Genomic DNA, 26,756 nt, shown 5'->3' with positions numbered 1-26,756 from the left:
GCCGCCTAGCGCGACTGCCGGTAGATGAGGTTGCGCTGGATGTCGTTGGCGCCCTCGTAGATCACCGGGATGCGCACGTCGCGGTAGACGCGGGCGATCCGGCGCTCGGTGAGGTTCGACCGGCCGCCGTGGAGCTTCATCCCCTTCTCGGCGCAGTCGGTGGCGACCTCGGTGGACTTGGTCTTCGCCAGCGCGGCCCAGTAGCCGGCGTCCTCGCTGTTCGCGACCTTCTCGCAGGCGCGCCAGTTGAGCGCGCGCGCCGACTCGAAGCCGATCCGCATGTCCGAGACCGTGTGCTGGACGGCCTGGAAGTCGTCGATGGTGCGGCCGAACGCCTCGCGCTCGTCGATGAACGCCTCGGCCTCCTCGATGGCCGCGGCCGCGAGGCCCAGTCCGTGGCCCCCGACGATGACGCGGCCGTGGTTGAAGAAGTCCGCGAGGGCGTAGAACCCGCCGCCCTCGCTGCCGACGACGTTCTCCTCGGGGACGAAGCAGTCCTCGAAGACGATGTGGCCCTGCTTCGACGCGCGCATCCCCATCTTCTCGGGGATGTGCTCGGCCTCGTAGCCGTCGGAGTCCGTCTCGACGATGAACAGCGTGTAGTTCGAGTAACGGTCGTCGCTCTCGCCGGTCTTGGCGTAGACGGTGAGCCAGTCGGCCTCGACCGCGTTGCCGACCCAGTACTTCTCGCCGGTGAGCTCGTAGCCCCCCTCGACCTTCTCGGCCTTCGTCGTCATGCCCGCCAGGTCGGAGCCGGTCTGCGGCTCCGACACCGCGAGCCCCGAGAGCTGTTCGTTCTCGGCCACCGGCCGGAGGTACTTCTCCTTCTGCTCCTCCGTGCCGTAGTCCTCGACCATCTCCGCGCCGAAGCTGGCGAGCTGGAGGGTGAGCGCGATGCCCGCGTCCGCGCGGTAGAACTCCTCCGCGATGGCGAGCACCTGCGCGAGGTCGAACCCTTTCCCGCCGTACTCCTCGCCGATGTCCTGCGCGACGAGCCCGGCGTCCATCCCGGCTTCGAGCACCTCCCACGGGTACTCGCCGGTGTCGTAGTACGACTCGGCGTTCGGTGCGATGTACTCGTCGGCGAACTCGCGGGCCTCCTGTTTGACGTCTCGCGCGCGCTCCGGCACGATGCTGTCGTCGAGCAACTCCATACCGACCCTGTGGACCCCGTGGACAAAACCTTCGTGGAACAACGAAGAACTCCGGGCGAGTTCACGCGTCGTCGACCGCGTCCGTGTCGCTGCGTTCTCCGTCAGCGCCCGCCCTCGCGTCGCCGTCCTCGTCGCCGCTTGTCTCCACGTCGCCGTCCTCGTCGCCGCCCACCTCCGCGTCGCGTCGCGTGACTCCCTCCGATCCGGCCGCGACCTCGTCTCCCTCGGTCGCATCCGACGAAGGCTCTCCGTCGGCCACCGTGCCGCCTTCGAGCGCGCCCGCGTCGTTCACTCCTCCCGCAGCGTCGTCCGCCTCGCCGCCCCCCGCTGGCCGGTCGTCCGAGTCAGGCTCCGCGGCGTCCGACTCGTTCCCCGCCGCGTCCGACTCCGCGGGCGGTTCCGCGGGGTCGGCTGGCTCGAACCCCGCGGTCTCGAGGTCGGGGTTCCCGCGCGGGTCCGCCCCGTGTTCGTGGAGGAGCGCGCGCGTCGCCTCCCTGTCGACCGTCCCCGAGACCGTCCGCGGCAGCTCCGCAGTGTACGCGATCGTCTTGGGGATCTTGAACCGCGCCAACCGCTCGCGGGCGAACTCGACGAACGCCGCCTCGTCGATCGGCGCGGGACCGACGGATCCGGCCCCGGTGGCCGATATCGCGGCCTCGCTCTCCGCGTCGCCCCCGTCCGCGCCGTCGCCTTCCCCGTCGGTCACCGAGGGATCGATCTCTGGGACCGCGTCGTCGACGGCCGGGTCGGCGGCCGCCGACCGGAACTGGTCGCCGACGGCGACGAGCGCGGCGACGCGCTCGCCCCACACCTCGTCGTCGAGCCCGACCACCGCCACGTCGTCGACGTCGTCGTACTCCCGGAGCACGTCCGCGACCTCCCCGGGTTCGACGTTCTCGCCGCCGCTGATGATCCGGTCGTCGACGCGGTTGAGCACGTGGAGGTAGCCGTCCTCGTCGAACCGCCCGACGTCGCCGGTTCGGAGTCCGTACGGGCCGAAATCGGAGCGGTCGAGGTCCGCTGTTTCGATCCCGTTCACGCCGACCGACCCGGTGGAGGACGCGTCGCCCCCCTCGACCGCATCGGCGGTCGACGCGCCCGCACCGTCGACCGCGTCCGGGTCGCCGCCGTCCTCGACGAGGTACCCCGGAGTGATCGTCGGCCCGCTGACGACGATCTCGCCGGTCTCGCCGGGGTCGACCGGGTCGCCGCCGTCGACGACGGTCACGTCGGTGCCGAACAGGGGTTTTCCCACCGTGCCGATCCGGTCTCTGGTCTGTCGGGGCGTCGCGGTCGTGATCTGCGACGCGGCCTCCGTCATTCCGTACGTCGGGTAAACGGGGATCGAGTAGTCGCGGCACCGTTCCAACAGCTCCGCCGGCGCTGGCGCGCCCCCGAGCAGGACCACCCGAAGCGAGTCCGACAGCGTCCCCCGCCGGTTGAGCATCCGCCGGAGCATCGTCGGGACGAGCGAGACGCCGGTCACGTCGTAGGCGTCGATGTCGTCGGCGGTGCCGCCCGCGTCGAACCCCTCGCGTAACACGAGGGTCGTCCCGTACAGCACCGACCGGTACACCGGCGCGAGCCCGCCCATGTGGTGGAGCGACAGCGACACCAGCCAGCGGTCGTCGGCCTCGACCCCGAGGCGGAACGCGGAGGCGACCGCGGAGCTGTACACGTTGCCCGCGGTCAGGGGGACGGGCTTGGGTTCGCCGGTGGTCCCCGAGGTGAACAGCACGCAGAGCGGGTCCTCGAACGACCACTCCGGGGGATCGAGCGACGCCGGATCGACGTCGTGGATCCCAGTTACGTCCGCGTCCGCCGGGTCGTCCACGGAGTAAACGGGGACGCCCTCGATCTCGGACACCGCGGCGGTCGCGGTCGATTCGGTCGGCTCGGCGCAGACGACGGCGTCGAGGTCGGTCCGGTCGATCCGCGCGGCGATCTCGCGGGCGGTCAGCTCCTCGCCGAGCGGGACGAACGTGGCGCCGATCCGCATCGTCGCGTGGACGAGGCCGACGGTGCCCACGTACGGGGGCGTGAGCACGCCGACCCGGTCGCCCTCGCCCAGTCCGTGCGCGACGAGTCGCCCCGCCGTCTCGGCGACGAGCCGGTCGAGGTCTGTGTAGCTCCACGCCTCGCCGTCCTCGGCGCGGACGAGGGCGGTCCCGTCCGGCGACGAGACCACGCGGTGAGAGAGCCAGTCGCGCATCGGTGTCACCTCCGTTCGCCCGAGGCCGTGCGGCTACTCATCCGCCGGCTGTCGCACGGTCAACACCGGAACGTCCGAGGTGCGGACGACCCGCTCGGTGACGCTCCCGAGCAGGTAACGGTCGAGCCCCTTCCGGCCGTGGGTCCCCATCACCACCACGTCGATGTCGTTCCCGTCGACGTAGTCGTGGATCGACTGGTAGGCGGTGCCGGACGCGACGGTGGTGACGCACTCCACGCCCGCGTCCGCGGCGGCGTCCGCCACGCGTCCCGTCGCCTCCTCGCCCTCCGATTCGAGCGCCTCGACGACGATCTCCGCGCCCGCTTCCAGGCTGGAGTACGCCGCGCCGTCGACGACGTACAGCGCGTGGAGGCGAGCGTCGTACCGATCTGCGAGGTCGATCGCGTGTTCGATCGCGGCGTCCGACGCCGGGCTGCCGTCGGTCGGAACGAGGACATCCGAGTACATCACACTCCCCGCTACAGCGGGTAGCGATTAAAAACCCGATCCAACTGTTCAGATCCCGAGACGGGACGAACTCCGGGGTCTCGACCGGCCGACCGCCTAACGGAAGCCCATCGCTTCGATCTGCTCTTGGTACCGGTTCCGGATGGTGACCTCGGTGACCTGCGCCACGTCGGCGACCTCGCGCTGGGTCTTCTTCTCGTTACAGAGCAGCGAGGCGGCGTAGATGGCGGCGGCCGCGAAACCGGTGGGGGACTTCCCGGAGAGCAGCCCCTGCTCGGCTGAGACATCGATGATCTCGGTCGCCTTCGACTGGACCTCCTCGGAGAGCTGGAGCGCGGACGCGAACCGGGGGACGAACTGTTTGGGATCGACCGGCTTCAGCTCTAGGCCGAGCTCCTGGGAGATGTAGCGGTACGTCCGGCCGATCTCCTTCTGCGGAACCCGCGACACGTCTGCGACCTCGTCGAGGCTCCGGGGGATGCCCTCCTGCCGGCAGGCGGCGTAGAGGGCGGCGGTGGAGACGCCCTCGATGGAGCGGCCGCGGATGAGGTCCTCGTTGAGCGCGCGTCGATAGATGACCGAGGCGACCTCCCGTACCGACCGGGGAACGCCGAGCGCGCTCGCCATGCGGTCGATCTCAGAGAGCGCGAACTGGAGGTTGCGCTCGCCCGCGTCCTTGGTCCGGATCCGCTCCTGCCACTTCCGCAGTCGGTGCATCTGCGAGCGCTTCTCGGAGGAGAGCGACCGCCCGTACGCGTCCTTGTCCTTCCAGTCGATCGTCGTCGTCAGTCCCTTATCGTGCATCGTCTCCGTGATCGGCGCGCCGACCCGGGATTTCGACTGCCGCTCGTTGTGGTTGAACGCGCGCCACTCCGGCCCGCGGTCGATGTTCCGCTCGTCCAAGACGAGCCCGCAGTCCTCGCAGACGAGCTCTTGATCGGCGTCGGTGACGATGTTCTCCGAGTCACACTCCGGACAGGAGACCGTCGATTCGTCCGTTTCCTGCTCCGTGTCCCGCTCCTGTTGCCGCTGGCGACTCGGACGTTCCATTAAAAGGTTTCTGGTCAGTCGCGCATTTAAGCCTTGTCCACCCCTATCATCGATCCTGACGGTTCTCGAACCGACGTAAAATCGCGTTTTCGGACGTTAGAGAGGGATTAATAGCAGATTAGCGAACAGAATACACATCGATGGCTGCCCTACCGTCGCCCGGCCACCCGCACCGAGACGCACGAAACGTGACCGTGGACGGAGCCCCGGTCGAGCCTCGGGCGTCGTTTGACGCCCACCTCTCGCCAGCTCCGTCGGTCTTACCCCCGGTGCCCAAGTTTATTACTCTTAAACATTCAAGAAGATTTTTGTATAACCTATACCAATAGGCGTGTATGAGTACGACTTCCCCGCCCGGCGTCGAACGCACGCTTCGCGGCTGTCGCCCGGCCGACGTCGATCCCGTCGTCATCGACGCGGCGGACCTCGACAGCACCGCGCCCGAGCACCTCCGCGACCTCAAGCGGGGGCTCGCGGCCCGCGGCTACCAGCCCGCCGCGGTCGCCGCCGAAGCCGAGTTCGACACCGAGAGCACCCTCGAGCGACAGCGCGAGGTCGACCGACTGCGCGGGCTCCTCCGCGCCGCGGCGTTCCTCGGCGCCGGCCGGATCGAGGTCAGCGTCACCGGCGAAGTTCGCGAAGAGGCCCGCACGGCGCTCGCGGCGCTCGCCGAGCGGGCCGACCGCGAGGGCGTCGAACTCGTCCGGGTGGGCGCGGACGCCGGCGGCGCCTGACCGATGGCGACGAAGCGCTCGCTCGCGACCAAGCTCGGCGTCGTCGCCGGCTTCGAGCGCCCCGACGCCGCCCTCGAACAGTACCCGACGCCGCCGGAGCTGGCCGCCCACGTCGTCCACCTGGCGGACCTCCACGGCGACGTCGAGGGGCGGACCGTGCTCGACCTCGGCGCCGGCACGGGGATGCTCGCGCTGGCGGCGGCGCTTCGCGGCCCCGCCCGCGTCGTCGGCCTCGAACTCGACGGGGGCGCGCTCGCGACCGCCCGAGGGAACGAGCGCCGCGTCGCCGCCAGCGCGCCGGTCCACTGGGTTCGCGGCGACGCGACCCGCCCGCCGCTCGCGGTCTCCGAGCCCGCGACCGTCGTCATGAACCCGCCGTTCGGCGCACAGGACGGAAACCGCAACGCCGATCGGGAGTTCCTCGCGGTCGCGAGCGACCTCGCCGAAGTCTCTTACTCGGTCCACAACGCCGGTAGCCGGAAGTTCGTCGAGGCGTTCGCCGCCGACGAGGGCGGCGAGGTGACGCACGCGTTCGCGGCCGAGTTCCGGATCGACGCACAGTTTGATCACCACACCGACGAGGCGCGCGACATCGACACCGAAGTGTACCGGATCGAGTGGTCGTAGGGGGCCGGACGCTCTCTTCCCGGCCCGCCGGCGCGGGCTACCGCCGTCCCTCGTACCGCTCCCGCTGTGCGACCCGCACTCGCGTCTCGCCGCGCTGCGCGAACACGGCGTTGCCCTCGCGAACGAACGTGATCCCGCGGACGGTCTCGGTCTCGTTCGCGGCCGGGAGCGGCGCCGTGACGTTGTTCCCGCTGCCGCCGGCAACCGTCAGTTCGAACCCGTCGGGCGTGGCCGCGATGACGACGTTCCGCCCGTCGATCCGGGGCTCAGCCCGGGCGGGGTCGCTCGTGAACAGCGTCCGTCTCGTCTCGTTCCTGACCACGTCGACCCGGTACGCCGGACCGCCGTTCGCGGCGACCCAGCCGACCCGCTGAACCCAGACGGTCTCCCGCCAGCCGGTGCCCCCCACGTCGACCGCGCGGTACCCCCAGAACGCGAGGTTCCCCTTCGAGACGGCGGTCGTCCATATCTCGCGGTCGGGGTCGCTGACGATCACCCCCGACGTGTTGACCGACGTCGAGCGCCCGAACGCTTCCACGTCGACGACGCCCACGAGTCGGTCCTCGACGTTCTCCGCGTAGGTCACCTGATACCCCTCGACCTCGATCGGGTTGCCCGGGAGGTCGCCGTCCTCGACCGTGACGAGGTTCGGCACGACGGCCGGCCCCGCGACGGCCGCCAGCGCCGCCGTGAGCAGGACCAGTCCGACCGCCGCCGGCGTCGACGACCGGATCCCGTCTCTGAGCGTCTCGGGCTTCGGCACCGCTCGGGACGGCCAGAGCGGGTCGTCGCGCGAGGCGGCCGCGACGGCGACGATCGCGGCCAGCAGGGCGAGCAGCCCAACGCCGACCGCGCGGTACAGCTCGTACCGCTCGTTGCCGAGGTACCAGTACACCGCCCACAGCCGACGCGAGGCGCCGAACAGCAGGAGCGCCCCGAAGACGACGAGCGCGGTGCGCTCCGACGCGTCCGCGCGCGACCCGTCGTGGTCCGGCGCGGTATTCGGATGGAACCGCCACCGACCGGGGGTCGCGCCCGCGTCGCGGTCCTCGCTGCGTTTTCCGTCGTCCCCCCCTCGAGTCCGCCGCCGCCGCAGGAGTACGACGGCGACGAGGGCGCCGCCGATGAGCCCGAGCGCATGCCCTTGGATCGCGACGTTCGCCCACCCCGGGGCGCCGTAGGATGGGGACGCCTCGGCGAACGCCACCGGCGTCCGGAGGGCGTCGTAGACGACGCCGACGAGCGCCGTTCCCGTCGTGGCGACGACCGCGGCGACGGGACGCGTGACGAGCGCGAACCCCCAGTACGCGAACACGACGACGGAGAAGCCGATCACGGGCCCCAACGCGAACAGCGCGGAGACGAGGCCGAACGCGACCGCCGCGCCGGGGACGATCAGGAACGCACGGACGTAGGGGTTCTCGCCGGGGGATTCGACGGCGCGGATCCGGCTCGGTAGCCGTCGGGCCCGACTCGGCATCTCACGGACTCGACCCGGGAGACCTCGCAGGCGATCCGGGAGTCGGCGGGACCGGACGGCGGCCCGCTCCCGGTCGCCGACCTCGCGTCCCTCGGGGAAGTGGCCGTACGCGTACTCCGCGAGGCTCCCCGCGACGAGCGCGGAGAGGAGGTTCCCGGTGATGTGTCCGCGGCCCGCGTGCGCGAAGCTGGACCAGACGAGCCCCTCCGGGTAGAAGTACGACCACGACCGGAACGGGATCACGACCGGTCGGTTCGGGTCGTCGATTCCGGACTGGACGAACAGGTACACTCCGATCACGCCGGCGACAACGAGGAGCGTCCCCCACGGGACACCGAGCAGGAGCCGCGAGCGGAGCGTCCGCGTCCAGTCGGCCCCTCGTCGATCCGCGAGGAACACCGCGGCGAGCGCGACGGCGACGGCGACGCCGCCGGCGGCGAGGTGGACGGCGTCCGACGCCAGCGCGTCCGCGACCATGTCAGGTTCGACGGGGCCGCGCACACATCAATAACGGGGGTCGAGCGCGGTACGGGGTCGGGCGTAATGCGAGGTCGAGCGGGCGGGCGAAAGCGTCCGACGGGTCAGATCTTGTTCTCGGCGTCGTCGGCCAGCTCCTCCATCCGCTTGCCGACGCGGCCGGCGGGCGAGAACTCGTCTTCGCTCATCGCGTTCGCTAAGGCGTTACCGAGGACGAACACGGCGTGTTTGTGTTCGCTCTTCGATTTGTGGACGTGGGAGGGGTCGACTTCGAGCTCGTCGTAGGGGTCGAACAGCGACCCGTCGACCGTCTCCTGCGCGCGGAAGTGCTCCATGATCGTCACCATCTGTTCGTGAAGCTCAAGCAGCTCGTCCTTGTGCATACCCACGGATACGGGTCGTAGGCCCTTTAAGCGTTGTTGAGGGCGGTACGCACGGTTCTGCGCCCCGGAGACCTTGACCGAGGGAGCCGCGCGGTCAGAAGACGTACTCGTCTTCGTGGCCCATCATCCCCTCGTCCTCGAACCCGTTGGAGTCGTCGTCGTCTCGCGGGCCGCTCGTCTTGTACGCCTTGATGCCGGTCGACAACAGCTCCTCGACCGCCTCCTCGCGGTTGAGGAACTCTCCTTCCTCGACCATCTGGGCGATCTGCATCTCCAGATGCTCCGGCACGGTTATCTTCACTTGTGGCATTTGCTGTCCGGGTCTTGTGGCATGGCGTATATAAAATTGGCGTCGCAGATCCGGAGATATGAAAACTCAAAGCAGAGACTCGAAAGCTCATTTTTTATCTTCTGAAGGTCGGTTAGGTTTGTGCGAATCCCCCGCCGAGCGGTACCGGTGTCTCGCCGCCGGGCGTCCGTGCCGTTCGAGGGCGACACTCGCGGGTCCCCAGCGCGTCCTCTGAGAGCGACATTCATACGTCGGTCCGGGCCGAACGGCGGTTCATGACCGATTCCGGCGTCGACGCGGCCGAGGACCTCACCGACCTCTACCGCGAGTACGGCGACGACAGACTCCCTCCGGGCCAGCGCGAGACGGACGGCTTCCCGGTCCTCTCGAAGAGCGGGACGCCCTCGTGGGACCCGGAGACGTTCGAGTTCGAGGTGTGGGGCGCAGTCGAGGAGCCGCTCTCCCTCTCGCTCGACGAGTTCCGCGACCTCCCGTCGGTCACCCAGCGACAGGACTTCCACTGCGTGACCGGCTGGAGTAAGTTCGACTGCGAGTTCACGGGCGTCTCCTTCGCCGACCTCGCCGAGCGCGCCGGCGTCCGCGACGACGCCGAACACGTCATGTTCCACGCGCTCGACGGCTACACGACCGACCTCCCGCTCGACGAGTGTACGAAGCCGGGCGTCCAGCTCACCTACGGCTACGACGGCGACGACCTCCCGGCCGACCACGGCGGCCCCATCCGCGTCGTCACGCCGCACAAGTACGCGTACAAGGGCGCGAAGTGGGTCTCGGGCGTCGAGTTCCTCACCGAGCCCGAACTCGGCTACTGGGAGAAGCGGGGGTACAGCGACACGGCGAACCCTTGGAACGAGGAGCGCTACAGCTGAGCGCCCCCCGGGGTCGCGCTCGGCCCGTCCGCGTCGTCGCCCGAGTTCCCCCGGTCCTCCGCCCCGATAGTCAGGATAAAGGGTCCACGTCCCCGACTCGATACGCATGGAACAGGCGCGTTCGCGGTCGTCGTCGCCGCTGGTCAGCCGGACCACCGAGGTCGTCGAGCCGGCGTTCGCGGCGGCGTTCGAGGCGCTTCCCACCCCGCGCACGACGTGGAGCGCGCCGGACGACGCGCTGGTGATCGGCGGCGGCGAGGCCGCGACGCTGACCGCGTCCGGGGGCGACCGGTTCGCGGCGATCCGCGAGTCGGCGACGGAGCTGTTCGAGTCCGGCGACGTCCACGCCGGCACCGAGGCGGCCCGCCCCCGCGTGTTCGGCGGGTTCGCCTTCCACGAGGGCGCCTGCGACGGCGAGCCGTGGGCGCCGTTTCCGGAGGCCCGGTTCGTCCTGCCGCGGGTCCAGCTGACCTACGCCGACAACGGCGCGTGGCTCACGGTCAACGCGGTCGGGCCGGACGCCGGCGTCGACGCCGTCGAGGACCGGCTCGCCCGCGAGGTCGACCGGTTCGCCGCCCTCGACGCCGTCGACGCCGGGTCGCCGACCGCGGCCGCCGGCTCCCGGCCCCCTCGCCCGGGGATCCGCGAGAGCCGCCGGACGACGAGCCGCGACGCGTGGCGCGAGAGCGTCGGCGCCGCGGTCGACAGGATCGCCGACGGCGACCTTCAGAAGGTGGTGTTGGCGCAGGCGCTGGAGGCCGACCTCGCGGCCGACTTCCCGCGGGCGGCCACCCTCGAACGCCTCGCCGAGAAGTACCCCGACTGCCACCGCTACTGGTTCGAGCCCGCCGCGGGGGAGAGCGCCTTCTTCGGCGCCACGCCGGAGCGACTCGTCTCGCTGCGGGGGCGGACCGTCGAGACCGACGCGCTCGCCGGGACGACCGGCCGCGGCGAGACGCCGAGCGAGGACGAGTGGCTCGCGCGCGAGCTCCTCGACGACGAGAAGAACGTTCACGAGCACGAGCTGGTCGCGGAGACGGTCCGCGACCAGCTTGAGCCGTTCGCCGCGTCGGTCTCCGCGGGCGAGCGTCGGGTTCGACGACTCGCGACCGTCCAACACCTCCACACGCCGATCACCGCCGAGCTCGACGCGGACCGACACGTCCTCGAACTCGTCGAGGCGCTCCACCCCACCCCGGCGGTCGGCGGGCTCCCGCCGGACCGCGCGCTGGCGACGATCCGCGAGACAGAGCCGTTCGACCGCGGCTGGTACGCCGCGCCGGTGGGCTGGATCGACGCCGCCGGCAACGGCGCGTTCGCGGTCGCGATCCGGTCCGCGGTCGGAACCCGCCGTCGAGCCACGCTGTTCGCCGGCGTCGGCGTCGTCTCCGACTCCGACCCCGACCGCGAGTGGGACGAGGTCCAGCTGAAGTACCGGCCGATCCTCGACGAGCTGGAGGGCGACGCAGCGGATTGACCCCGCCTACTGGAACATCTTCAGCGGCTCGGCCTGCGTGCTTTCCTCGGTCGCCTGTCGCATCTGCTCTGCGAGCTGGCGCTTCGCGTTCCGGATCTCCGTCGCCTGCTCCACGAGCCCGTCGGTCGGCGTCTCGATCCCCGCGATCGGGTCGATGCCGTCGACGATGAGCGCCCGCGCCGCCTCGGGGTCGGGGAACTGCGGGTCGGACTCGACGACGAGCCCGACCGCGTCGCGGTCGTCCTCCAGCGCGGCCGCCAGCATCGCGCCCGTTGGCCCGGAGACGAGCCCGGACTCCGACGGCTCCGACACCTCGGCGCGGTCCAGCGCCTCGGCGCCGTTCCCGGTCGCGATCCCGTACAGCTCCGGGGGCTCCTCGTCCTTCTCGCGGCCGAGGCCGGAGAGGAACACCGGGAACAGGTCGATCTCGTCGAACCACGAGCCGAGGCAGGCCGCGACCTCCGTCGCCGCCCCCGGGTTCACGGGGACGTCGCTGCGCAGCGCGACGAGATCCAGCTCGGAGTCGGCGTACAGCCGGACCGGGGTCGTCGCGGCCGTCTCGGACTCGCGGTAGACGGTCACCGGCGGGAGCCCGTCGCAGTGGACGTTCGCGTAGTGGGTCATCCCGTGGGCGTCGATCAGGTGGTCCGTCGCGATTTTCCCGACGAGCCCGACGCCGGGGAACCCCTCTATCAGCGTCGGCTCGTCCAGCGAGACGCCGTCGTCGAGGACGGAGATGCGTGCCATGTGCGGCCGTACGCCCGGGGTCGACCTAAAGGTGCGGCGGCGGGAGGCACCTCGCGCGTCCCGAAACGGTCTAACGGCCCGACGCGAAAGGGGGGCCATGAATCCGCTCGACCGATACGAGTCGCTCGTCGACGACGTCGACGCGTTCCGGGCGGCGTGCGACCGGCCCCTCCCCTCGGTCGTGCGCACGAACGGGATCGCGGCGACGCCGGCCCGCGTCCGCGAGGCGTTCGACGAGTCGGGCGTCGCTTACGAGCCCGTCGACTGGCACGACGGCCTCTTCCGGCTCCCCGACGGCAACCCCGGCGGCAACTGGCCGTACGTCCACGGCTGGACTCACGGGCAGGAGGAGGTGTCCGTGCTGCCGACGCTCGCCCTCGACCCGCGACCCGGCGAGCGCGTCTGGGACGCCTGCGCGGCGCCCGGCAGCAAGACCACCCAGATCGCCGACGCGATGGACGACGAGGGGACCGTCGTCGCCAACGACAACAACCTCGGGCGCCTCTCCGCGCTCCGGCACAACGCCGAGCGCCTCGGGATCACGAACGCGATCGTCACGAACCAGGACGCCCGCAACTTCTCGACGAAGCCGCTGGCGTTCGACGAGTTCGACCGCGCGTTGGTCGACGCGCCCTGCTCCTGTGAGGGTACGTGCCGGAAGAACCCGGACGTCCTCGACCAGTGGACGCTCGACCACGTCCACGCGGTCGCCGGCATCCAGAAGGGCGTCCTGGCGAGGGCCGTCCAGGCGACCCGCCCCGGCGGCGTCGTCGTCTACTCCACGTGTACGTTCGCGCCCGAGGAGAACGAGGCCGTCCTCGACCACGTCCTCGCGAACGAGGACTGCGAACTGGTCGAGTTCGACCTGCCGCTCGACGCCGACCCCGGCGTGACCGAGTGGGAGGGGGAGACGTACGACGAGTCGGTGACGCGCGCGCAGCGGATCTACCCCCACCGCAACGACACGGGCGGCTTCTTCTGCGCGAAGCTTCGAGTCGGCGGCGCGGCGGGCGATGAGACCGATAGCGCGGCCGCCGCCGACGGGGTGGTGGACGCGTGAGCGACGAGACCGGCGGAGAGGCGGGCGACGCCCCCACCAACGACGGCCAGCGGTTCGACCGGCTCCCCGCGACCCCTGCGGACCGCGAGGTCGAGGGCCGTGCGAGCCGCGCAGAGGTCCTCGACTGGTGGGAGGAGCGGTTCGGGATCGACCCCGAGGTGTTCGCGGAGTACTCCTTCTGGGAGAAGGGCGCGGGGAAGATCTGGATCTTCAACGGCGAGGCGACCGACCCCAGCGAGGTCGAGGCGATCGGGATGACCTTCCTGCGCACGCGACAGGACCACTGGAAGCCGACCGGCCGGGCGGTCTCGCGGTTCGGTCATCTCGCGACCAAGAACGCGATCGAACTGGACCCGGCGCAGGCGTCCCGGTTCGCGGCGGGTGACGACCAAGACCTCCCCGAGTGGGACGGCGACTGGGGCTACCTGATCGCGACCCACGAGGTCGCGGGCGAGTCGGTCCCGATCGGGGTTGGGCTGTACCTCTACGACGAGCTGCGCTCCGTGGTCCCGAAGGGGAGCCGGGCGGACCTGCCGGTCGTGGAGTGAGCGGCCCTCCCGGCGTTCGGTAAAAAGTTAGTCGTCGGAGCGCCGCGGTTCGACGGCGCTCCAGCGGGTCGTGCGGGTCAGATCGACGTGTCCTCCGGCGGTTTGGTGGCGAGGTTGGTGATTCCGTACGCCGCCAGTAGCAGCAGCCCCAGCAGGATGGTGTACGACCGGACGCTGAGGCTTATCAGCGTCTCGTGGACGACCTGTCCCTCTCCCGACACCGGGTGCGGCACCCCCGCGATTATCTCGAGCAGCCCCATCCCGACCGTGCCGATCAGGATGAGCGCGCCGCCGCCGTACAGTCCGACTCGTTCCATGGTAGTGAGTTGGCTCATGCGTCGTCACCTCGTTAGCCGATTAAGTACCGCAGCCGCGGGTGGTCCCTGACGAACGACGTCTTCGCGAGGTAGGCGTCGACGCCGAGCACGCGCCCGGCCCCGAGCGTGGCGATCATCGCGAAGATCAGCAGCCCGAGCAGGTCGCCGGTGATCACGCCGTGGGCCCAGCCGCCGGTCTCGCCGTTGATGAAGTAGAAGAACGTCATCAGGAACGCGCCGAAGAACGCTGCCAGCCGCGTCAGCGCGCCGACGATCAGCCCCAACCCGATCAGCGTCTGTCCCAAGGGGACCATGATGTTCGTGAACGACAACAGGATCCCGTCGGAGAACAGCGTGACCACCGGGCCGAGGCTCGTCTGCGCCGCCGCGCCGCCGACGAACCAGCTCGCGTCGAACGGCCACGCGAGGAACTTGTCGAGTCCCGCGTGGAGGAACCACCACCCGACGATCAGACGCAAGACGACGAGCCAGTAGGCGAAGCGCGACTCCTCGACCGGGAACGATACGTCTCTGCCCAGCAGCTGCGTTTGGATGTTCGTGACCATGCGTAACCTCGGTTGCGAAAATGTTCGGTTAGGATATATAAACCTATCTCCAATGTCACCGACGAGTAATTCGCGAACCGCGGACTACTCCTTCCGTCTCACCGTTCCGCCGCCGAGCCCCTCCCACTCAACTCGGTAGCCGAGCGTCGAGAGGGTTGCGCTCGCGTCGTCGACGCCGTACTCGTCCAGCGTCGCCTCCACCGTGGACAGCGCCGCCCCGTCGTCGATATCGTCGTCGATTCGCTCCAACACCGCCGGTCTGACCAGCGTGCGGCCGACGAGCTCGTGGGCGGGGAACGGCCCGCCCTCCACCGCCGCCTCGCTCACGCCGTGTCGGTCGGCGAGGTCCCGCAGGGGGAGCACGTCGTCCGCCGGTTCGAAGGCGTCCGGGAGGGCGGCGGCGGCGTCCGCGACGAACTCGGCCTCGTACTCGCGGAGCACGTCGACCACGTCCTTCACGCGGACCGCGCCCGAGTAGGTGACGACGCGGTGGTCGCGTGCGGCTACCTCCTCGCCGACGCCAAGGCTCTCGTCGACCGCGACGAGCAGGTCCACGTCCTCCACGTCAGCGAGTTGGCCGAGCTTCTTCTCGACGTACTCGGGGGTCCAGAAGCCCATGACCTCGAAGAACAGCCGGAAGTCGGCGTGGTCGTAGTCGAACGCGAAGTCCGGGATCATGACGCTCGCGCCGGTTTCGAGGGGTTCCGGCTCGCGGACGAGGGTCCAGTCGAGGTCGAGCCCGCGGAACCGACCGGCGAAGTCCGCTTCGACCCCGCTGTCGAAGTCGGGCTCCGCCACCGGCTCCACGTCGGGCACGGTCACGTCACCGTCCGAGAGCCGCATCGTTCGCTCGCGGCCGCGGTCGTCGATCGTCGCCTCCAGCGACCACTCGGCGGACTCCGCGGCGGTCCGGAGCAGTCTCGCGAAGGCGGTCCCGTACCGTCGGGTGCGCGAGAACAGCGCGTCAGGCCCGGTGACGACGAGCTCCCGGCCCTCGGGAGTCTGCTCCAGTTCGTACATCAGCCGCAGGCGCTTCACCGCCGAGACGAGCCGCTTCGGGTCGTTCGACCGCACTCTGACCTCGGTGGCGTCGAACAGCGTAGTCTGGGCCAGAGAGAGGTCGTACTGCTCCAGCAGCGTGTCGGGGTCCCAGCGCACGTCGGCGTCGACGAGTACCCGATTCACGTCGCGGTCGGCGTACAGCGACGCCGACACGTCCCTCGAGTCGATCCCAAGCGCGTCGGCCGCGCGGTCGACCGCGGTCTCTCGCTCCGCCTCGCTCGCGACGCCGACCGCCTCCGCGGCCTCGAACGCGGCCCGCCGGACGCGACGCGGCGGGACGGCCGCGCGCGTCTCGAACTCGCACTCGCGCTCGACGAGCGCCGCCAGCCCGCGGACGAGCTTGAAGTCGCCGTTCCGCGCGGCCGCGTCGGCCTCCAAGTCCGCCAGCGCGTCGTCGAGGTCGCCGCGGCGCTCGCCGACGTGCGACTCGAACGCCCCGAGGACGCGCGCCGCGAGCGGCCGATGTTCCCGCCCGGTGAACTGCGGGCGGTAGCCGCCGCCCGCCCGGGAGACGCGCAGGAGGTCCTTCCGTAGCACGGCGGCGGCTACGGGCGTGGCGGCCTAAAACCGGCCGGGTTCGACGCTCCCGCGCCGACGCGCGCTTGTGGCCGCGGCTCGCCCGCATCGGCCCCTCCGCCCGCATCAGTCGTCGTCCGTGGTCTCCGGGGTGAACGTCACTCCCTCGACCTCGATCCGCTCCGGCACGCGGCTCGTGTCGTGGGTCCCGACCGGCGGGAGGTTCACGCTCGCGGCCGGCGACGCGTCGAGGTCCGTCCCCTCTGATCCCGCTATCGACGCCATCCCGCCGTCCGCGTCTCGGGCGTCCTGATCGATCCGCATCGAGCAGAACTCCGCGCCGCACATCGAGCAGAAGCGGGCCTCCTTGTAGTTGTCTCCCGGAAGCGTCTGGTCGTGGTACGACCGCGCGCGCTCGGGGTCGAGCGCGAGGTCGAACTGGCGCCGCCAGTCGAACTCGTACCGCGCCTCAGAGAGCGCGTCGTCCCAGTCGCGCGCGCCGGGGAGGTCGTTCGCCACGTCGGCCGCGTGCGCCGCGATACGATACGCGGCGAGACCGTCCCGCACGTCCTCGGGCTCCGGCAGTCCGAGGTGCTCCTTCGGCGTCACATAGCACAGCATGGCCGCGCCGGCCCGCGCGGCCTCGGTCGCGCCGATCGCGCTCGTGATGTGGTCGTACCCCGGCGCCACGTCCGTCACCAGCGGGCCGAGGACGTAGAACGGCGCTCCGTCGCACACCGCCTGCTGCCGCTCGACGTTCTCCGCGATATCGTCCAGCGGGACGTGGCCGGGGCCCTCCACCATTACTTGGACGCCGTGGTCCCACGCGGTCCGCGTGAGGTCTCCGAGGGTGTCGAGCTCGGCGAACTGCGCCTCGTCGCTCGCGTCGGCCACACAGCCCGGCCGGAGGCCGTCCCCGAGCGAGACCGTCACGTCGTGTTCGGCGAATATCTCACATATTGCCTCGAAATTCGCGTACAGCGGGTTCTGCGACTCGTTCTCCTCCATCCACTGCGCGAGGATCGACCCCCCTCGCGAGACGATCCCCGTCTTCCGGCCGTCGGTCAGCGGGAGGTGTTCCATCAGTATCCCCGCGTGGACCGTCATGTAGTCGACGCCCTGCCGCGCCTGTTTCTCGATGACGTCGAGCAGGAGCTCGCGGGTGATCGCCTCGGCGGACTCGGCCCGCTTGACCGCCTCGTAGATCGGGACCGTCCCGACCGGCACCGGCGAGTGCGCGACGTTGGCCTCGCGGGTCGCGTCCAGCTCGTCGCCCGTCGAGAGGTCCATCACCGTGTCGGCGCCGTAGTGGACCGCCGCGTGGAGCTTTTCGAGCTCCTCCTCCCGGCCGCTCGTCGTCTCGCTGTTCCCGATGTTCGCGTTGACCTTCGTGGCGAACGCCCGGCCGATGACCATCGGGTCGAGCGCGTCGTGCGCGTGGTTGTTCGGAATCACCGCGCGCCCCTCGGCGACCGCCTCGCGGACGAACTCCGGGTCGCGGTTCTCTCGCGCCGCCGCGCGTTCGATCGCGGAGGTGACCTCGCCGCGTCGCGCCCGCTCCATCTGTGTCGCTGGCATAATCACTCGGTAATACCACTAACTAATATATTCTGTGGTAAACGGCTCGGCGCACCGAGTCGGCGCCCGGGTGCGACACGCTTAACCCCGAAACCCGCGGATCGGAGGGTAATGAGTACCGACGCGGCGGGCGACGCCGAGTCCGACGACGCCGCTTCCGGGGACCCCACCGACTCCGAGGCGTTCGTCCGCACCTGCGAACACCTCGTCGACAGGATCCTCGACGGCGAGATCGAGCGCGACGACCTCGAACGCGCCAAGCTCGACGCCTGCTCGGAGTTCGGCTCCCCCAAGGTGCCGAAGAACACCGAGATCCTCGACCACGCACCGACGGAGCACCGCGACGACGTGATCGAGGTGGTCCAGCGCAAGCCCGTCCGGACCGCGTCCGGGGTCTCCCCCGTGGCGATCATGACTTCCCCCGAACTGTGCCCGCACGGGAAGTGCCTCTACTGCCCGGGCGGCCCGGCCTCAGAGTTCTCCTCCGCGCAGTCGTACACGGGCCACGAGCCCGCGGCGGCCCGCGGCGAGCAGAACGACTACGACCCGTACGGGCAGGTCACGCTCCGGCTCGAACAGCTCCGCAAGATCGGCCACCCCGTCGACAAGGTGGAGCTCATCCTCATGGGCGGGACGATGACCGCGCGCTCGCACGACTACCAGGAGTGGTTCGTCAAGCGCGCGCTCCAGGCGATGAACGACTACGACCTCGACAAGGAGCCGGAGCCCGCGGAGGGCGAGTCGTTCGCGCCCGCGCCCGAGGAGACCGAGTTCGAGTACCTCGAAGACGTGATCGCCGAGAACGAGACGAATCCGATCCGCAACATCGGCACCACCTTCGAGACGAAGCCCGACTGGTGCGACCCGGAGCAGATCGACCGGATGCTCGACCTCGGCGGCACGAAGGTCGAGGTCGGCGTCCAGACCACCTACGAGCGGATCAACCGCGAGATGCACCGCGGCCACGGCAACGAGGCGAGCCGGAACGCCAACCGCCGCCTGCGCGACGCCGCGTTCAAAGTCGGCTTCCACATGATGCCGGGCCAGCCGGGGATGACCCGCGAGATGTGTCTGGAGGACTTCCGGCAGCTGTTCGAGAACCCCGACTGGCGCCCCGACTACCTGAAGATCTACCCCACGCTCGTCGTCGAGGGGACGCGGGTGTACGACCGGTGGCGGCGCGACGACTTCGACCCGCTCACGAGCGAGGAGGCGGCCGACCTCGTCGCCGACGTGATGGACCTCATCCCGAAGTACACGCGGCTCCAGCGCGTCCAGCGCGACATCCCGGCCGACTTCATCGACGCGGGCGTCCAGAAGTCGAACCTCCGACAGCTCGCCGCCCAGCGCGCCGAGGAGAAGGGGATCGTCCAGCGGGACATCCGCGCCCGCGAAGTCGGCCACAACGACGCCGACCCTGACCCGGACGATGTCGAACTCTCTGTCACCACCTACGAGGCCGGCGGCGGGACGGAACACTTCATCGCCTTCGAGGACCCCGTCCGCGATCTCCTGGTCGGCTTCTGTCGACTACGGTTCCCCTCGTTCGCCCCCGACCAGCCGGGCGCGCCGGGAACCGAGAGCGACCCGACCCGGCCGGAGCTCGAAGACGCCGCGCTGATCCGCGAGCTCCACGTGTACGGCACCGAGGTCGGCATCGGCGGCGACGGCGACTGGCAGCATAAGGGGTACGGGACGAAGCTTCTCGAACGCGCCGAGGAACTCTCTCGCGACGCGGGCTACGACAAGGTCGCGGTCATCTCCGGCATCGGCGCCCGCGAGTACTACCGCAACAAGCTCGGCTACCGGCAGGACGGGCCGTACGTGTCGAAGCGGCTGTAGTCGGGAAAACGCGTCCGTCGGACGACTTCAGAGCGCGTCGACGACGTTCAGATAGCCGGCGCCGTAGTACTCCTTCCCGTAGTCGTCGGGCACCTCGGCGGCCTTCTTCAGCGCGGCCTCGACTTGGTTCGCGTTGTAGTCGGGGTTCGCCGACTTGACGAGGGCCGCTGCGCCCGCGACGTTCGGGGCCGCCATCGAGGTCCCGGCCTTCCAGCCGTAACCCGGTACCTGTGTGTCGGGCTCGTCGTCTCCGTCCGTGTCAACGTAGCTGAACACGGTATTGAACACGAGGTCATTGAACCACGGAACGCCGGTACCGATCGCGGTTTGGTCGGCATCGCCGCCCGGCGCGGCGATCGTGACCGCGTTCGTCCCGTAGTTCGTGTAAAATGCCGGGCTCTCAGGTGGGGCGACCAGATCGCTTGTCTCTCCGCCACCGTCCGCGTCCCACCCGTATCCGATCGGCCCCGTCGAGGCGACCGACACCGCCTGCGCGCCCTCGTTCGGGAGGCTGATGAAGTTCTTGTCGTGCTGGAGGTCGGCGCTGTCGTTGCCCGCCGCGATGACGAGCAGCGTCCCCTCTTTGTTCGCGTACGTCATCGCGCTGTTGAGGACCTTCCCGTAGAACTGCCCCTGCGCCTGTCTCGGGATCGGGTACGCTCCCAGCGGGAGGTTCGCCACGTCAGCGTCGATGTTCGCGCTGTAGACGACCGCCGCGAGGATGTCACCGAACGAGGCGGTGGGTCCGGAGAACACGCGACAATCGACGAGGTCGGTTTTCGGGGCCGTTCCGTTGACACCGACACCACCGCCGTTGTCCGCGGCGACGATCCCGGCGACGTGCGTCCCGTGGTCGTCGCTGCCGACGGGGTTGTGATCGCCTCCGTCGGCGGTGAAGTTCCGAGAGAGGTCGAGGTTTAGTGGCCCGGCTAGGTCCGGATGCGTTTCGAGCACGCCCGAGTCGATCACGGCGACCCGAGTCCCCTCGCCCTCGGTCGTCGCGTGCGCCTCGGGAATGTCGAGATTGTCTTTGTCCCACTGGAGGAAGTCTCCCGGCTGTCCCTCTTAGTCCGATGCGTCCAGCGTCGGCGTCTCCTTGTTCACGCCCGGCGAGTCGAGTTCGATCCGTACGTCCGCCTCGTAGCTCTTGACCGACCGCTTCACGTCCGATTCGTCGCCCTGGACCACCGCGTAGTTGATCCCGGGCATCTCGTGGACGACCGTCAGGTCGCTCAGGTCGGCCTTGCCCTTCGTTGAGACGATGAACCTGTCTGTCCGTGCCGCAGCGGTTACCGTCGTCCCGGCCGCGATACCACCGATCACCGACCCGCTCACCTTGATAAACTTTCTCTTGGTAAGGTTAGACATGTATTTGACACTCGGACATCGCAAAAATATAATTTTCCCAAAACATTTATACAATATAATAGCCGCTCGGACGGCTCGGCAGCCGGAACCGGTCGCTGCCCGGGCGGGCTAACCACAACGACACGCCTTTTTCCGGCCCGCGAGTCTTCATCGAGTATGGACCAGAAGCGGGAGCTGTCGAGCATCGACCTCGCCGCGCTCGTCACCGAGCTGAATCGGTACGAGGGCGCGAAGGTCGACAAGGCGTACCTCTACGACGACGACCTGCTCCGGCTGAAGCTGCGCGACTTCGACCGCGGCCGCGTCGAGCTCATGATCGAGGTCGGAGATATCAAACGCGCGCACGCCGCCGACCCGGACCACGTCGCGGACGCGCCGGGCCGCCCGCCGAACTTCGCGAAGATGCTCCGGAACCGGCTGTCCGGCGCGGACTTCGCGGGCGTCGAGCAGTACGAGTTCGACCGCATCCTCACCTTCGAGTTTGAGCGCGAGGACCAGAACACGACGCTCGTCGCCGAGCTGTTCGGGCAGGGCAACGTCGCCGCGCTCGACGAGACGGGCGAGGTGATCGGGGCGCTGTCGACGGTCCGGCTGAAGTCCCGGACGGTGGCGCCCGGCTCGCAGTACGAGTACCCCGCCTCGCGGCTCAACCCCCTCGACGTGAGCCGCGGCGGGTTCGACCGGCACATGCGCGAGTCGGACAGCGACGTGGTGCGCACCCTCGCCACCCAGTTGAACCTCGGCGGCCTCTACGCCGAGGAGGTGTGTACCCGCGCCGGCGTGCCGAAGGAGACGCCCATCGAGGAGGCGACGGACGACCAACTCGGGGCGCTCCACGACGCCCTCTCCCGGATCGACGAACGGCTCCGCTCGGGCGACATCGACCCCCGAGTGTACGAGGAATCGATCGACGGCGACGGGAGCGACGGCGGCGCCGATGACGCCGACCCCCGCGTGGTCGACGTGACCCCCTTCCCGCTCGCGGAGCACGAGGACCTGCCGAGCGTGGGGTTCGACTCCTTCAACGCCGCCGTCGACGAGTACTTCCACCGGCTGGGGAGCGAGGAGACCGGCGACGGCGAAGCCCCCGCCGACGCGAGCGCCTCCCGCCCGGACTTCGAGGAGGAGATCGCCAAACAGGAGCGGATCATCGAACAGCAGCGCGGCGCGATCGAGGGGTTCGAGGAACAGGCGCAGGCGGAGCGCGAGCGCGCGGAGCTGCTGTACGCGAACTACGACCTCGTCGACGAGGTGATCTCGACGGTGCGGGAGGCCCGCGAGAACGAGGTGCCGTGGGACGAGATCGCGGAGACGCTCGACGCCGGCGCGGAGCGGGGAATTCCGGCCGCGGAGGCCGTCGTCGACGTCGACGGCGGCGAGGGGACGGTAACGGTGGAACTCGAGGACGATGACGGCGACCCCGTCCGCGTCGAGGTCGACGCGAGCGAGGGCGTCGAGGTCAACGCCGACCGCCTCTACCGGGAGGCGAAACGCGTCGAGGAGAAGAAGGAGGGGGCGATGGCGGCGATCGAGTCCACCCGCGAGGAGCTGGAGGCGGTCAAGGAACGGAAGGCGGAGTGGGAGGAACAGCAGGCGGCCGACGACGGCGGCGAGGAAGAGGGCGACGACGAGGACGACGACGAGGCGTACGAGACCGACTGGCTCTCCCGCTCTTCGATCCCGATCCGCAGCCCGGACGACTGGTTCGAGCGGTTCCGCTGGTTCCGCACCTCGACCGGCTACCTCGTCATCGGCGGGCGCAACGCCGACCAGAACGAGGAGTTGGTGAAGAAGTACATGGGTAAACACGATCGGTTCTTCCACACGCAGGCGCACGGGGGGCCGGTGACGATCCTCAAGGCCTCAGGCCCGTCGGAGTCGGCCGATCCGGTCGACTTCTCGGAGGAGACCCTGCGGGAGGCCGCGCAGTTCGCCGTCTCCTACTCGTCTGACTGGAAGGATGGCCGCGGCGCGGGCGACGCGTACATGGTCGACCCCGACCAGGTGTCGAAGACCCCCGAGAGCGGCGAGTACATCGAGAAGGGGAGCTTCGTGATCCGCGGCGACCGGACGTACTTCGAGGACGTCCCCTGCCGGATCGCCGTCGGCGTCCAGTGCGAGCCGGTCACCCGCGCCATCGGCGGCCCGCCGTCGGCCGTCGTCGACCGCGCGGCCGCGCACCTCACCTTCGAACCGGGGATGTACGCGCAGAACGACGCCGCGATGATGGCGTACCGGAATCTGAAAGAGCGGTTCGCGGACCAGTCGTTCGTGCGGAAGGTCGCGAGCGCGGACCAGCTACAGGAGTTCCTCCCGCCGGGCGGATCGGACATCGTCGACTGAGGCCCCCCGTCGACCGCGGAACGATTCTTCTCCCCGAGCGCGACGTTTTCAAGCCTCCGCGACCGAGGCGAGGCTATGACCTTCGAATCGCTGCCGGAGGGGTGGCGGGTGTGGAACGAGGAGCCCAGCGGCCGGGCGATCCTCGTCTACCGCCCCGATGTCTTCGGGAGCGGCGACCTCCCGGACGAGTGTCTCCCGACGATCTACCTGACGAACGGCTCCCGCAACGCGCGGCCCGGCTCGGGCCAGTACGCGACTGACGAGTGGCACGTCGTCCTCTTCTTGGAGCCCGAAATCGAGGCGGTCGCGGAGACGCACGAGAGCCGCGAGGCGGGCGCGGCCGGCGCGGTCGATGTCGCGGAACGGTTCGTCGCGGGCGAGATCGATTACCGGGACGCGTATCAGGTGCCCCGCGAGGCGTACTTCGCGCGCCTCGACGAGTTCGTCGGTGCTGAAGAGGGGGCGTAACGACGCGCCGGCGAGCCGAGTTTTATCCACGATCGCGTATATCATCGCACGATTAGCGGAGCGATACGCCACGAACACGAGGATTTTTATCGCCGCCCGCCTCACCCTCGCGTACATGAACGCCGGTGGGGACTACGGCGGCGACGAACCGCGGGAGAAGTGCGGCGTCGTCGGCGTCTCGCTTGAGGACCGGGAGGCCGCGCGACCGCTGTACTACGCGCTGTACGCGCTCCAACACCGCGGCCAGGAGTCGGCCGGCATCGTCACGCACGACGGGTTCCAGCAGCACAGCCACGTCGAGCGCGGCCTCGTCGGCGACGCCTTCGAGGAGGGGGACCTCGCGTCGCTGTCGGGCGGCACGGGCATCGGCCACGTCCGCTACCCGACCGCCGGGAGCCTCGACAAGAGCTGCGCGCAGCCCTTCTCGGTGTCGTTCAAGTCCGGCTCACTCGGGCTCTCCCACAACGGGAACCTCGTCAACGCCGACGAAGTGCGCGAGGAGCTCGCGGCCGCGGGCCACGCGTTCACCTCCGACGGCGACACCGAGGTGATCGCCCACGACCTCGCGCGGAACCTCCTCGAAGAGGACCTCGTGCGGGCGGTCAAACACACGATGAACCGCATCCACGGCTCCTACTCGCTGGCGATCACCCACGACGACACCGTGCTGGGCGTCCGCGACCCGCTTGGCAACCGCCCGCTGTGTCTCGGGAAGATCGACGGCGGCTACGTCCTCGCCAGCGAGTCGGCCGCCATCGACACGCTCGACGGGGAGCTGATCCGCGACGTCCGACCCGGCGAGCTCGTCGTCCTCGACCCCGACGGCACCGGCTACGACACGTATCAGTTGGTCGAGCGCGACGCGACCGCCCACTGTTTCTTCGAACACGTCTACTTCGCGCGCCCCGACTCTGTCATCGACGAGAGCCTCGTGTACGAGGTGCGCCGGAAGCTCGGCCGGAAGCTCTGGGAGGAGTCCGGCGTCGAGTCCGACGTGGTGATGCCCGTCCCCGACTCCGGGCGCGCCTTCGCCTCCGGCTACGCGGACGCGGCGGGCGAGACCACGGCCGCCGGCAAGCCGCGGCCGGCGGACGACGGCGGCGTGGAGTTCGCCGAGGGGCTGATGAAGAACCGGTACGTGGGCCGGACGTTCATCATGCCGACGCAGGACGAGCGCGAGCGCGCCGTCCGGCTGAAGCTGAACCCGATTCGGTCGACTGTGGAGGGGAAGTCGGTCACCATCATCGACGACTCCATCGTCCGCGGGACGACATCGACGCAGCTCGTCGAGCTGGTCCGCGAGGCCGGCGCCGAGGAGGTCCACCTCCGGATCGGCGCGCCGCCGATCCTCGCCCCCTGCTACTTCGGCATCGACATGGCCACGCGCGACGAACTCATCGCCGCCGACGCCTCGACCGAGGAGATCCGCGAGGAGGTGGGCGCCGACTCGCTCTCGTACCTCTCCATCGACGCGGTCGCGGAGGCGCTCGGCGAGAGCCGCGCGGACCTCTGTCTCGGCTGTGTCACCGGCGAGTACCCCTTCGATGTCGAGGGCGAGGCGACCGACCGTGATGTCGACGCGCCGGTATCGGACCCGACGCCGGCGGACGACTGACCCTTCCGACTCGGCGCCGGCCCCGCACACGTTCGCCGCCGGGCCGCCCGCTCGGAACGTATCGGGGGCTTAAATACGATCACGGTCAGAGGTGCGAGCATGACAGGGAACACCGACGCCGCCGAGGGCGACGCCGCGTCGATGAGCCGCCGCGGATTCTTCCGCGCCGGGGCCGCCGGAGCGGCGGTCGCGGCGGGGGTCGCGGCCGGAAGCGGGACCGCCGCCGCCCAGTACGACGGGTGGCTCGAGGGCGTCAGCAACTACGACGGTACTCACGACTACCGCGGGCAGGACGAGGTCACCGTCTCGGTCGGCGCGGGCGAGAACGGGCTCCGCTTCGGCCCCGCCGCCATCCTCATCGACCCGGGCGCGACCGTCGTCTGGGAGTGGACCGGACAGGGCGGCGGTCACAACGTCGTCGCGGACGATGGCACGTTCGACAGCGGCTCGCCCGTCTCGGAGGAGGGCACGACCTTCGAGTACACCTTCGAGGACGCGAGCGACGGTGACACGTTCAATTACCTCTGTGAACCCCACCGGGCGGTCGGAATGAAGGGCGTCGTGGCTGTCGGGTCCGTCGACGACGACCTCGTCGACCCGCAGGCCGAGGGCGGCTCCGGCAGCGGCGGTGGCTCTGGCGGCGACGGCGGCGACGGTGGCTCCGGGAGCGGCGACTCGGGCGGGTCCGACGGCGGTCTCTCCGCGAGCGACATCGGAACGCTGGCGCTCGGGTTCGGCTTCGCCGGCGCGCTGCTCGTCCCGCTGTTCTACGCGGCACACAAGAAGGCAGAGCGGAACGCGTAGTCCTCTTCTCGCGTCTTTCCTCAGTAGATGTGGTACAGCAGCAGGTACACGCCGATCCCCATCGTGAAGGAGATCAGCCAGAGGACGGCGCCGACGAACCCGACCTGCGAGTGCCGCGTCTGATAGAGGTCCGCGTACGGGCGCGTCGCCGCGAGGAACAGCGCGTGGAAGACGAAGGGGACGCAGACGATCGCGAGCAGGATGTGGATCGCGAGGAAGGGGAGGTACACGTACGAGTAGACGAGTTCCGGCCCGGGGAACTCGGTGGTGCCGACGTGGATCAGTCGGTAGAGGTACGCCCCGAGGAACGCGGCGAACAGCGCGAACGAGGTCACCATGAAGTTCCGATGACGCGTCACGTTCCCGCGGGAGATCGCCCGCCAGCCGAGCAGGATCGTTGCGATCGCCGTCGCGGAGACGGCGGCGTTGAAGTGCGGGATCGCGGCGAGGACGGCGTCGCTCGCGCGCGGGAGCAGCGAACTCGGGATCACGCCGCCCACCGCGCCGAAGACGAGCGCGAGCGCGACGCCGGAGGCGACGGCGGTCAACACGGAGACGTTCTCGCGGGCCCAGTCGGACATGCCAGGACGGAGGGACGCGACCCCCAAACGCGTGCCGGTTGCGGTCGACGCGTTCCGGTCGCGGTCGCCGGATCGGGACGGCGGCGCGCCGCCCGCCGGT

General features: G+C 69.8%; 26 protein-coding genes. 11 read left to right on the top strand and 15 right to left on the bottom strand.

The genetic code is table 11. From position 1 onward, the window contains the following. Positions 1–5: 5 nt before the first annotated feature. The 4 genes from EXE47_RS09565 to EXE47_RS09550 all read right to left on the bottom strand — a co-directional run bounded on the left by EXE47_RS09565 (position 6) and on the right by EXE47_RS09550 (position 4,884). The gene (locus EXE47_RS09565; protein ID WP_049929326.1) at positions 6–1,154 is read right to left on the bottom strand and encodes an acyl-CoA dehydrogenase family protein; all 1,149 of its coding nucleotides are present in this window, start codon (positions 1,152–1,154) and stop codon (positions 6–8) included. 61 nt (positions 1,155–1,215) lie between these two features. Continuing rightward, the gene (locus EXE47_RS09560; protein WP_049929327.1) at positions 1,216–3,366 is read right to left on the bottom strand and encodes an AMP-binding protein; all 2,151 of its coding nucleotides are present in this window, start codon (positions 3,364–3,366) and stop codon (positions 1,216–1,218) included. Between the two features lie 33 nt (positions 3,367–3,399). Beyond that, entirely contained in the window at positions 3,400–3,834 is a 435-nt protein-coding gene (locus EXE47_RS09555; RefSeq protein WP_137708252.1) for a universal stress protein, read from the bottom strand. A 96-nt stretch (positions 3,835–3,930) separates the two neighbouring features. Continuing rightward, positions 3,931–4,884, bottom strand: a complete 954-nt coding sequence (locus EXE47_RS09550; RefSeq protein WP_006113981.1) for a transcription initiation factor IIB family protein — start codon at positions 4,882–4,884, stop codon at positions 3,931–3,933. Positions 4,885–5,219: 335 nt separating this feature from the next. Here EXE47_RS09550 and EXE47_RS09545 point away from each other — a divergent pair, with 335 nt between their 5' ends. Both EXE47_RS09545 and EXE47_RS09540 read left to right on the top strand, forming a co-directional pair. Continuing rightward, positions 5,220–5,618: a hypothetical protein gene (locus tag EXE47_RS09545; protein ID WP_049929328.1), complete on the top strand. Its 399-nt coding sequence runs from the start codon at positions 5,220–5,222 to the stop codon at positions 5,616–5,618. A gap of 3 nt (positions 5,619–5,621) precedes the next feature. After that, entirely contained in the window at positions 5,622–6,245 is a 624-nt protein-coding gene (locus tag EXE47_RS09540) for an METTL5 family protein (protein WP_049929329.1), read from the top strand. A gap of 37 nt (positions 6,246–6,282) precedes the next feature. Here EXE47_RS09540 and EXE47_RS09535 read toward each other — a convergent pair whose 3' ends face one another. From EXE47_RS09535 to EXE47_RS09525, 3 genes are all read right to left on the bottom strand, one after another. Then, entirely contained in the window at positions 6,283–8,202 is a 1,920-nt protein-coding gene (locus EXE47_RS09535) for a rhomboid family intramembrane serine protease (protein WP_049929330.1), read from the bottom strand. 104 nt (positions 8,203–8,306) lie between these two features. Then, positions 8,307–8,585 carry a UPF0058 family protein gene (locus EXE47_RS09530; protein ID WP_008442749.1) on the bottom strand — a complete coding sequence of 93 codons (279 nt, stop codon included), beginning with the start codon at positions 8,583–8,585 and terminating at the stop codon, positions 8,307–8,309. A 94-nt stretch (positions 8,586–8,679) separates the two neighbouring features. Beyond that, positions 8,680–8,895, bottom strand: coding sequence for a cell surface protein (locus tag EXE47_RS09525; protein ID WP_049929331.1), 216 nt, complete (start codon positions 8,893–8,895; stop codon positions 8,680–8,682). A gap of 254 nt (positions 8,896–9,149) precedes the next feature. Here EXE47_RS09525 and EXE47_RS09520 point away from each other — a divergent pair, with 254 nt between their 5' ends. Further along, positions 9,150–9,764 (top strand): sulfite oxidase-like oxidoreductase, encoded by a 615-nt coding sequence (locus EXE47_RS09520; RefSeq protein WP_049929334.1) that lies wholly within the window; start codon positions 9,150–9,152, stop codon positions 9,762–9,764. Between the two features lie 106 nt (positions 9,765–9,870). Further along, positions 9,871–11,241, top strand: coding sequence for an isochorismate synthase MenF (locus EXE47_RS09515; RefSeq protein WP_049929335.1), 1,371 nt, complete (start codon positions 9,871–9,873; stop codon positions 11,239–11,241). Between the two features lie 6 nt (positions 11,242–11,247). On the opposite strand, the gene EXE47_RS09510 is transcribed toward EXE47_RS09515, so the two are convergent. After that, a complete protein-coding gene (locus EXE47_RS09510; RefSeq protein ID WP_086219131.1) occupies positions 11,248–11,988 on the bottom strand; it encodes a proteasome assembly chaperone family protein in 741 nt (246 codons plus the stop codon). Positions 11,989–12,085: 97 nt separating this feature from the next. Here EXE47_RS09510 and EXE47_RS09505 point away from each other — a divergent pair, with 97 nt between their 5' ends. Both EXE47_RS09505 and EXE47_RS09500 read left to right on the top strand, forming a co-directional pair. Then, entirely contained in the window at positions 12,086–13,048 is a 963-nt protein-coding gene (locus tag EXE47_RS09505) for an RsmB/NOP family class I SAM-dependent RNA methyltransferase (RefSeq protein WP_049929337.1), read from the top strand. Continuing rightward, complete coding sequence (locus EXE47_RS09500) at positions 13,045–13,596, top strand: hypothetical protein (protein ID WP_086215556.1); 552 nt, start codon at positions 13,045–13,047, stop codon at positions 13,594–13,596. The genes EXE47_RS09505 and EXE47_RS09500 overlap by 4 nt, the downstream gene beginning before the upstream one ends. A 77-nt stretch (positions 13,597–13,673) precedes the next feature. Here EXE47_RS09500 and EXE47_RS09495 read toward each other — a convergent pair whose 3' ends face one another. From EXE47_RS09495 to thiC, 4 genes are all read right to left on the bottom strand, one after another. Beyond that, on the bottom strand, positions 13,674–13,931 hold the full coding sequence (locus tag EXE47_RS09495; RefSeq protein ID WP_241997575.1) for a hypothetical protein: 258 nt from the start codon (positions 13,929–13,931) through the stop codon (positions 13,674–13,676). Positions 13,932–13,945: 14 nt separating this feature from the next. After that, positions 13,946–14,479 carry a DoxX family protein gene (locus tag EXE47_RS09490; protein WP_049929340.1) on the bottom strand — a complete coding sequence of 178 codons (534 nt, stop codon included), beginning with the start codon at positions 14,477–14,479 and terminating at the stop codon, positions 13,946–13,948. 84 nt (positions 14,480–14,563) lie between these two features. Further along, a complete protein-coding gene (locus tag EXE47_RS09485) occupies positions 14,564–16,078 on the bottom strand; it encodes a DUF790 family protein (protein ID WP_089307546.1) in 1,515 nt (504 codons plus the stop codon). A gap of 105 nt (positions 16,079–16,183) precedes the next feature. Further along, positions 16,184–17,620, bottom strand: coding sequence for a phosphomethylpyrimidine synthase ThiC (gene thiC / locus EXE47_RS09480; RefSeq protein ID WP_137708250.1), 1,437 nt, complete (start codon positions 17,618–17,620; stop codon positions 16,184–16,186). Between the two features lie 126 nt (positions 17,621–17,746). On the opposite strand from thiC, the gene EXE47_RS09475 reads away from it, so the two are divergent. Continuing rightward, entirely contained in the window at positions 17,747–19,477 is a 1,731-nt protein-coding gene (locus EXE47_RS09475; protein WP_137708239.1) for a tRNA uridine(34) 5-carboxymethylaminomethyl modification radical SAM/GNAT enzyme Elp3, read from the top strand. A 27-nt stretch (positions 19,478–19,504) separates the two neighbouring features. On the opposite strand, the gene EXE47_RS09470 is transcribed toward EXE47_RS09475, so the two are convergent. Next, positions 19,505–20,494, bottom strand: a complete 990-nt coding sequence (locus tag EXE47_RS09470; RefSeq protein ID WP_256370619.1) for a S8 family serine peptidase — start codon at positions 20,492–20,494, stop codon at positions 19,505–19,507. Positions 20,495–20,542: 48 nt separating this feature from the next. Next, the gene (locus EXE47_RS18945) at positions 20,543–20,845 is read right to left on the bottom strand and encodes a hypothetical protein (RefSeq protein WP_241997573.1); all 303 of its coding nucleotides are present in this window, start codon (positions 20,843–20,845) and stop codon (positions 20,543–20,545) included. Positions 20,846–21,001: 156 nt separating this feature from the next. On the opposite strand from EXE47_RS18945, the gene rqcH reads away from it, so the two are divergent. The 4 genes from rqcH (at position 21,002) to EXE47_RS09450 (ending at position 26,075) form a co-directional block, all read left to right on the top strand. Further along, complete coding sequence (rqcH, locus tag EXE47_RS09465) at positions 21,002–23,188, top strand: ribosome rescue protein RqcH (RefSeq protein ID WP_094593274.1); 2,187 nt, start codon at positions 21,002–21,004, stop codon at positions 23,186–23,188. A 75-nt stretch (positions 23,189–23,263) separates the two neighbouring features. After that, positions 23,264–23,656 (top strand): DUF5820 family protein, encoded by a 393-nt coding sequence (locus EXE47_RS09460; protein ID WP_094552583.1) that lies wholly within the window; start codon positions 23,264–23,266, stop codon positions 23,654–23,656. A 115-nt stretch (positions 23,657–23,771) separates the two neighbouring features. Further along, positions 23,772–25,271 (top strand): amidophosphoribosyltransferase, encoded by a 1,500-nt coding sequence (gene purF / locus EXE47_RS09455; RefSeq protein WP_137708238.1) that lies wholly within the window; start codon positions 23,772–23,774, stop codon positions 25,269–25,271. Between the two features lie 99 nt (positions 25,272–25,370). Further along, positions 25,371–26,075, top strand: a complete 705-nt coding sequence (locus tag EXE47_RS09450) for a halocyanin domain-containing protein (RefSeq protein ID WP_094495292.1) — start codon at positions 25,371–25,373, stop codon at positions 26,073–26,075. Positions 26,076–26,095: 20 nt separating this feature from the next. Here the strand turns inward: EXE47_RS09450 and EXE47_RS09445 are convergent, their stop codons facing one another. Then, positions 26,096–26,656, bottom strand: coding sequence for a DUF420 domain-containing protein (locus EXE47_RS09445; RefSeq protein ID WP_086215564.1), 561 nt, complete (start codon positions 26,654–26,656; stop codon positions 26,096–26,098). Positions 26,657–26,756: the final 100 nt, after the last annotated feature.

This window comes from Halorubrum sp. GN12_10-3_MGM, from assembly GCF_005435235.1.
Classification (GTDB): Archaea; Halobacteriota; Halobacteria; order Halobacteriales; family Haloferacaceae; genus Halorubrum; species Halorubrum ezzemoulense.
This window is presented reverse-complemented; position numbering and strand designations above follow the sequence as displayed.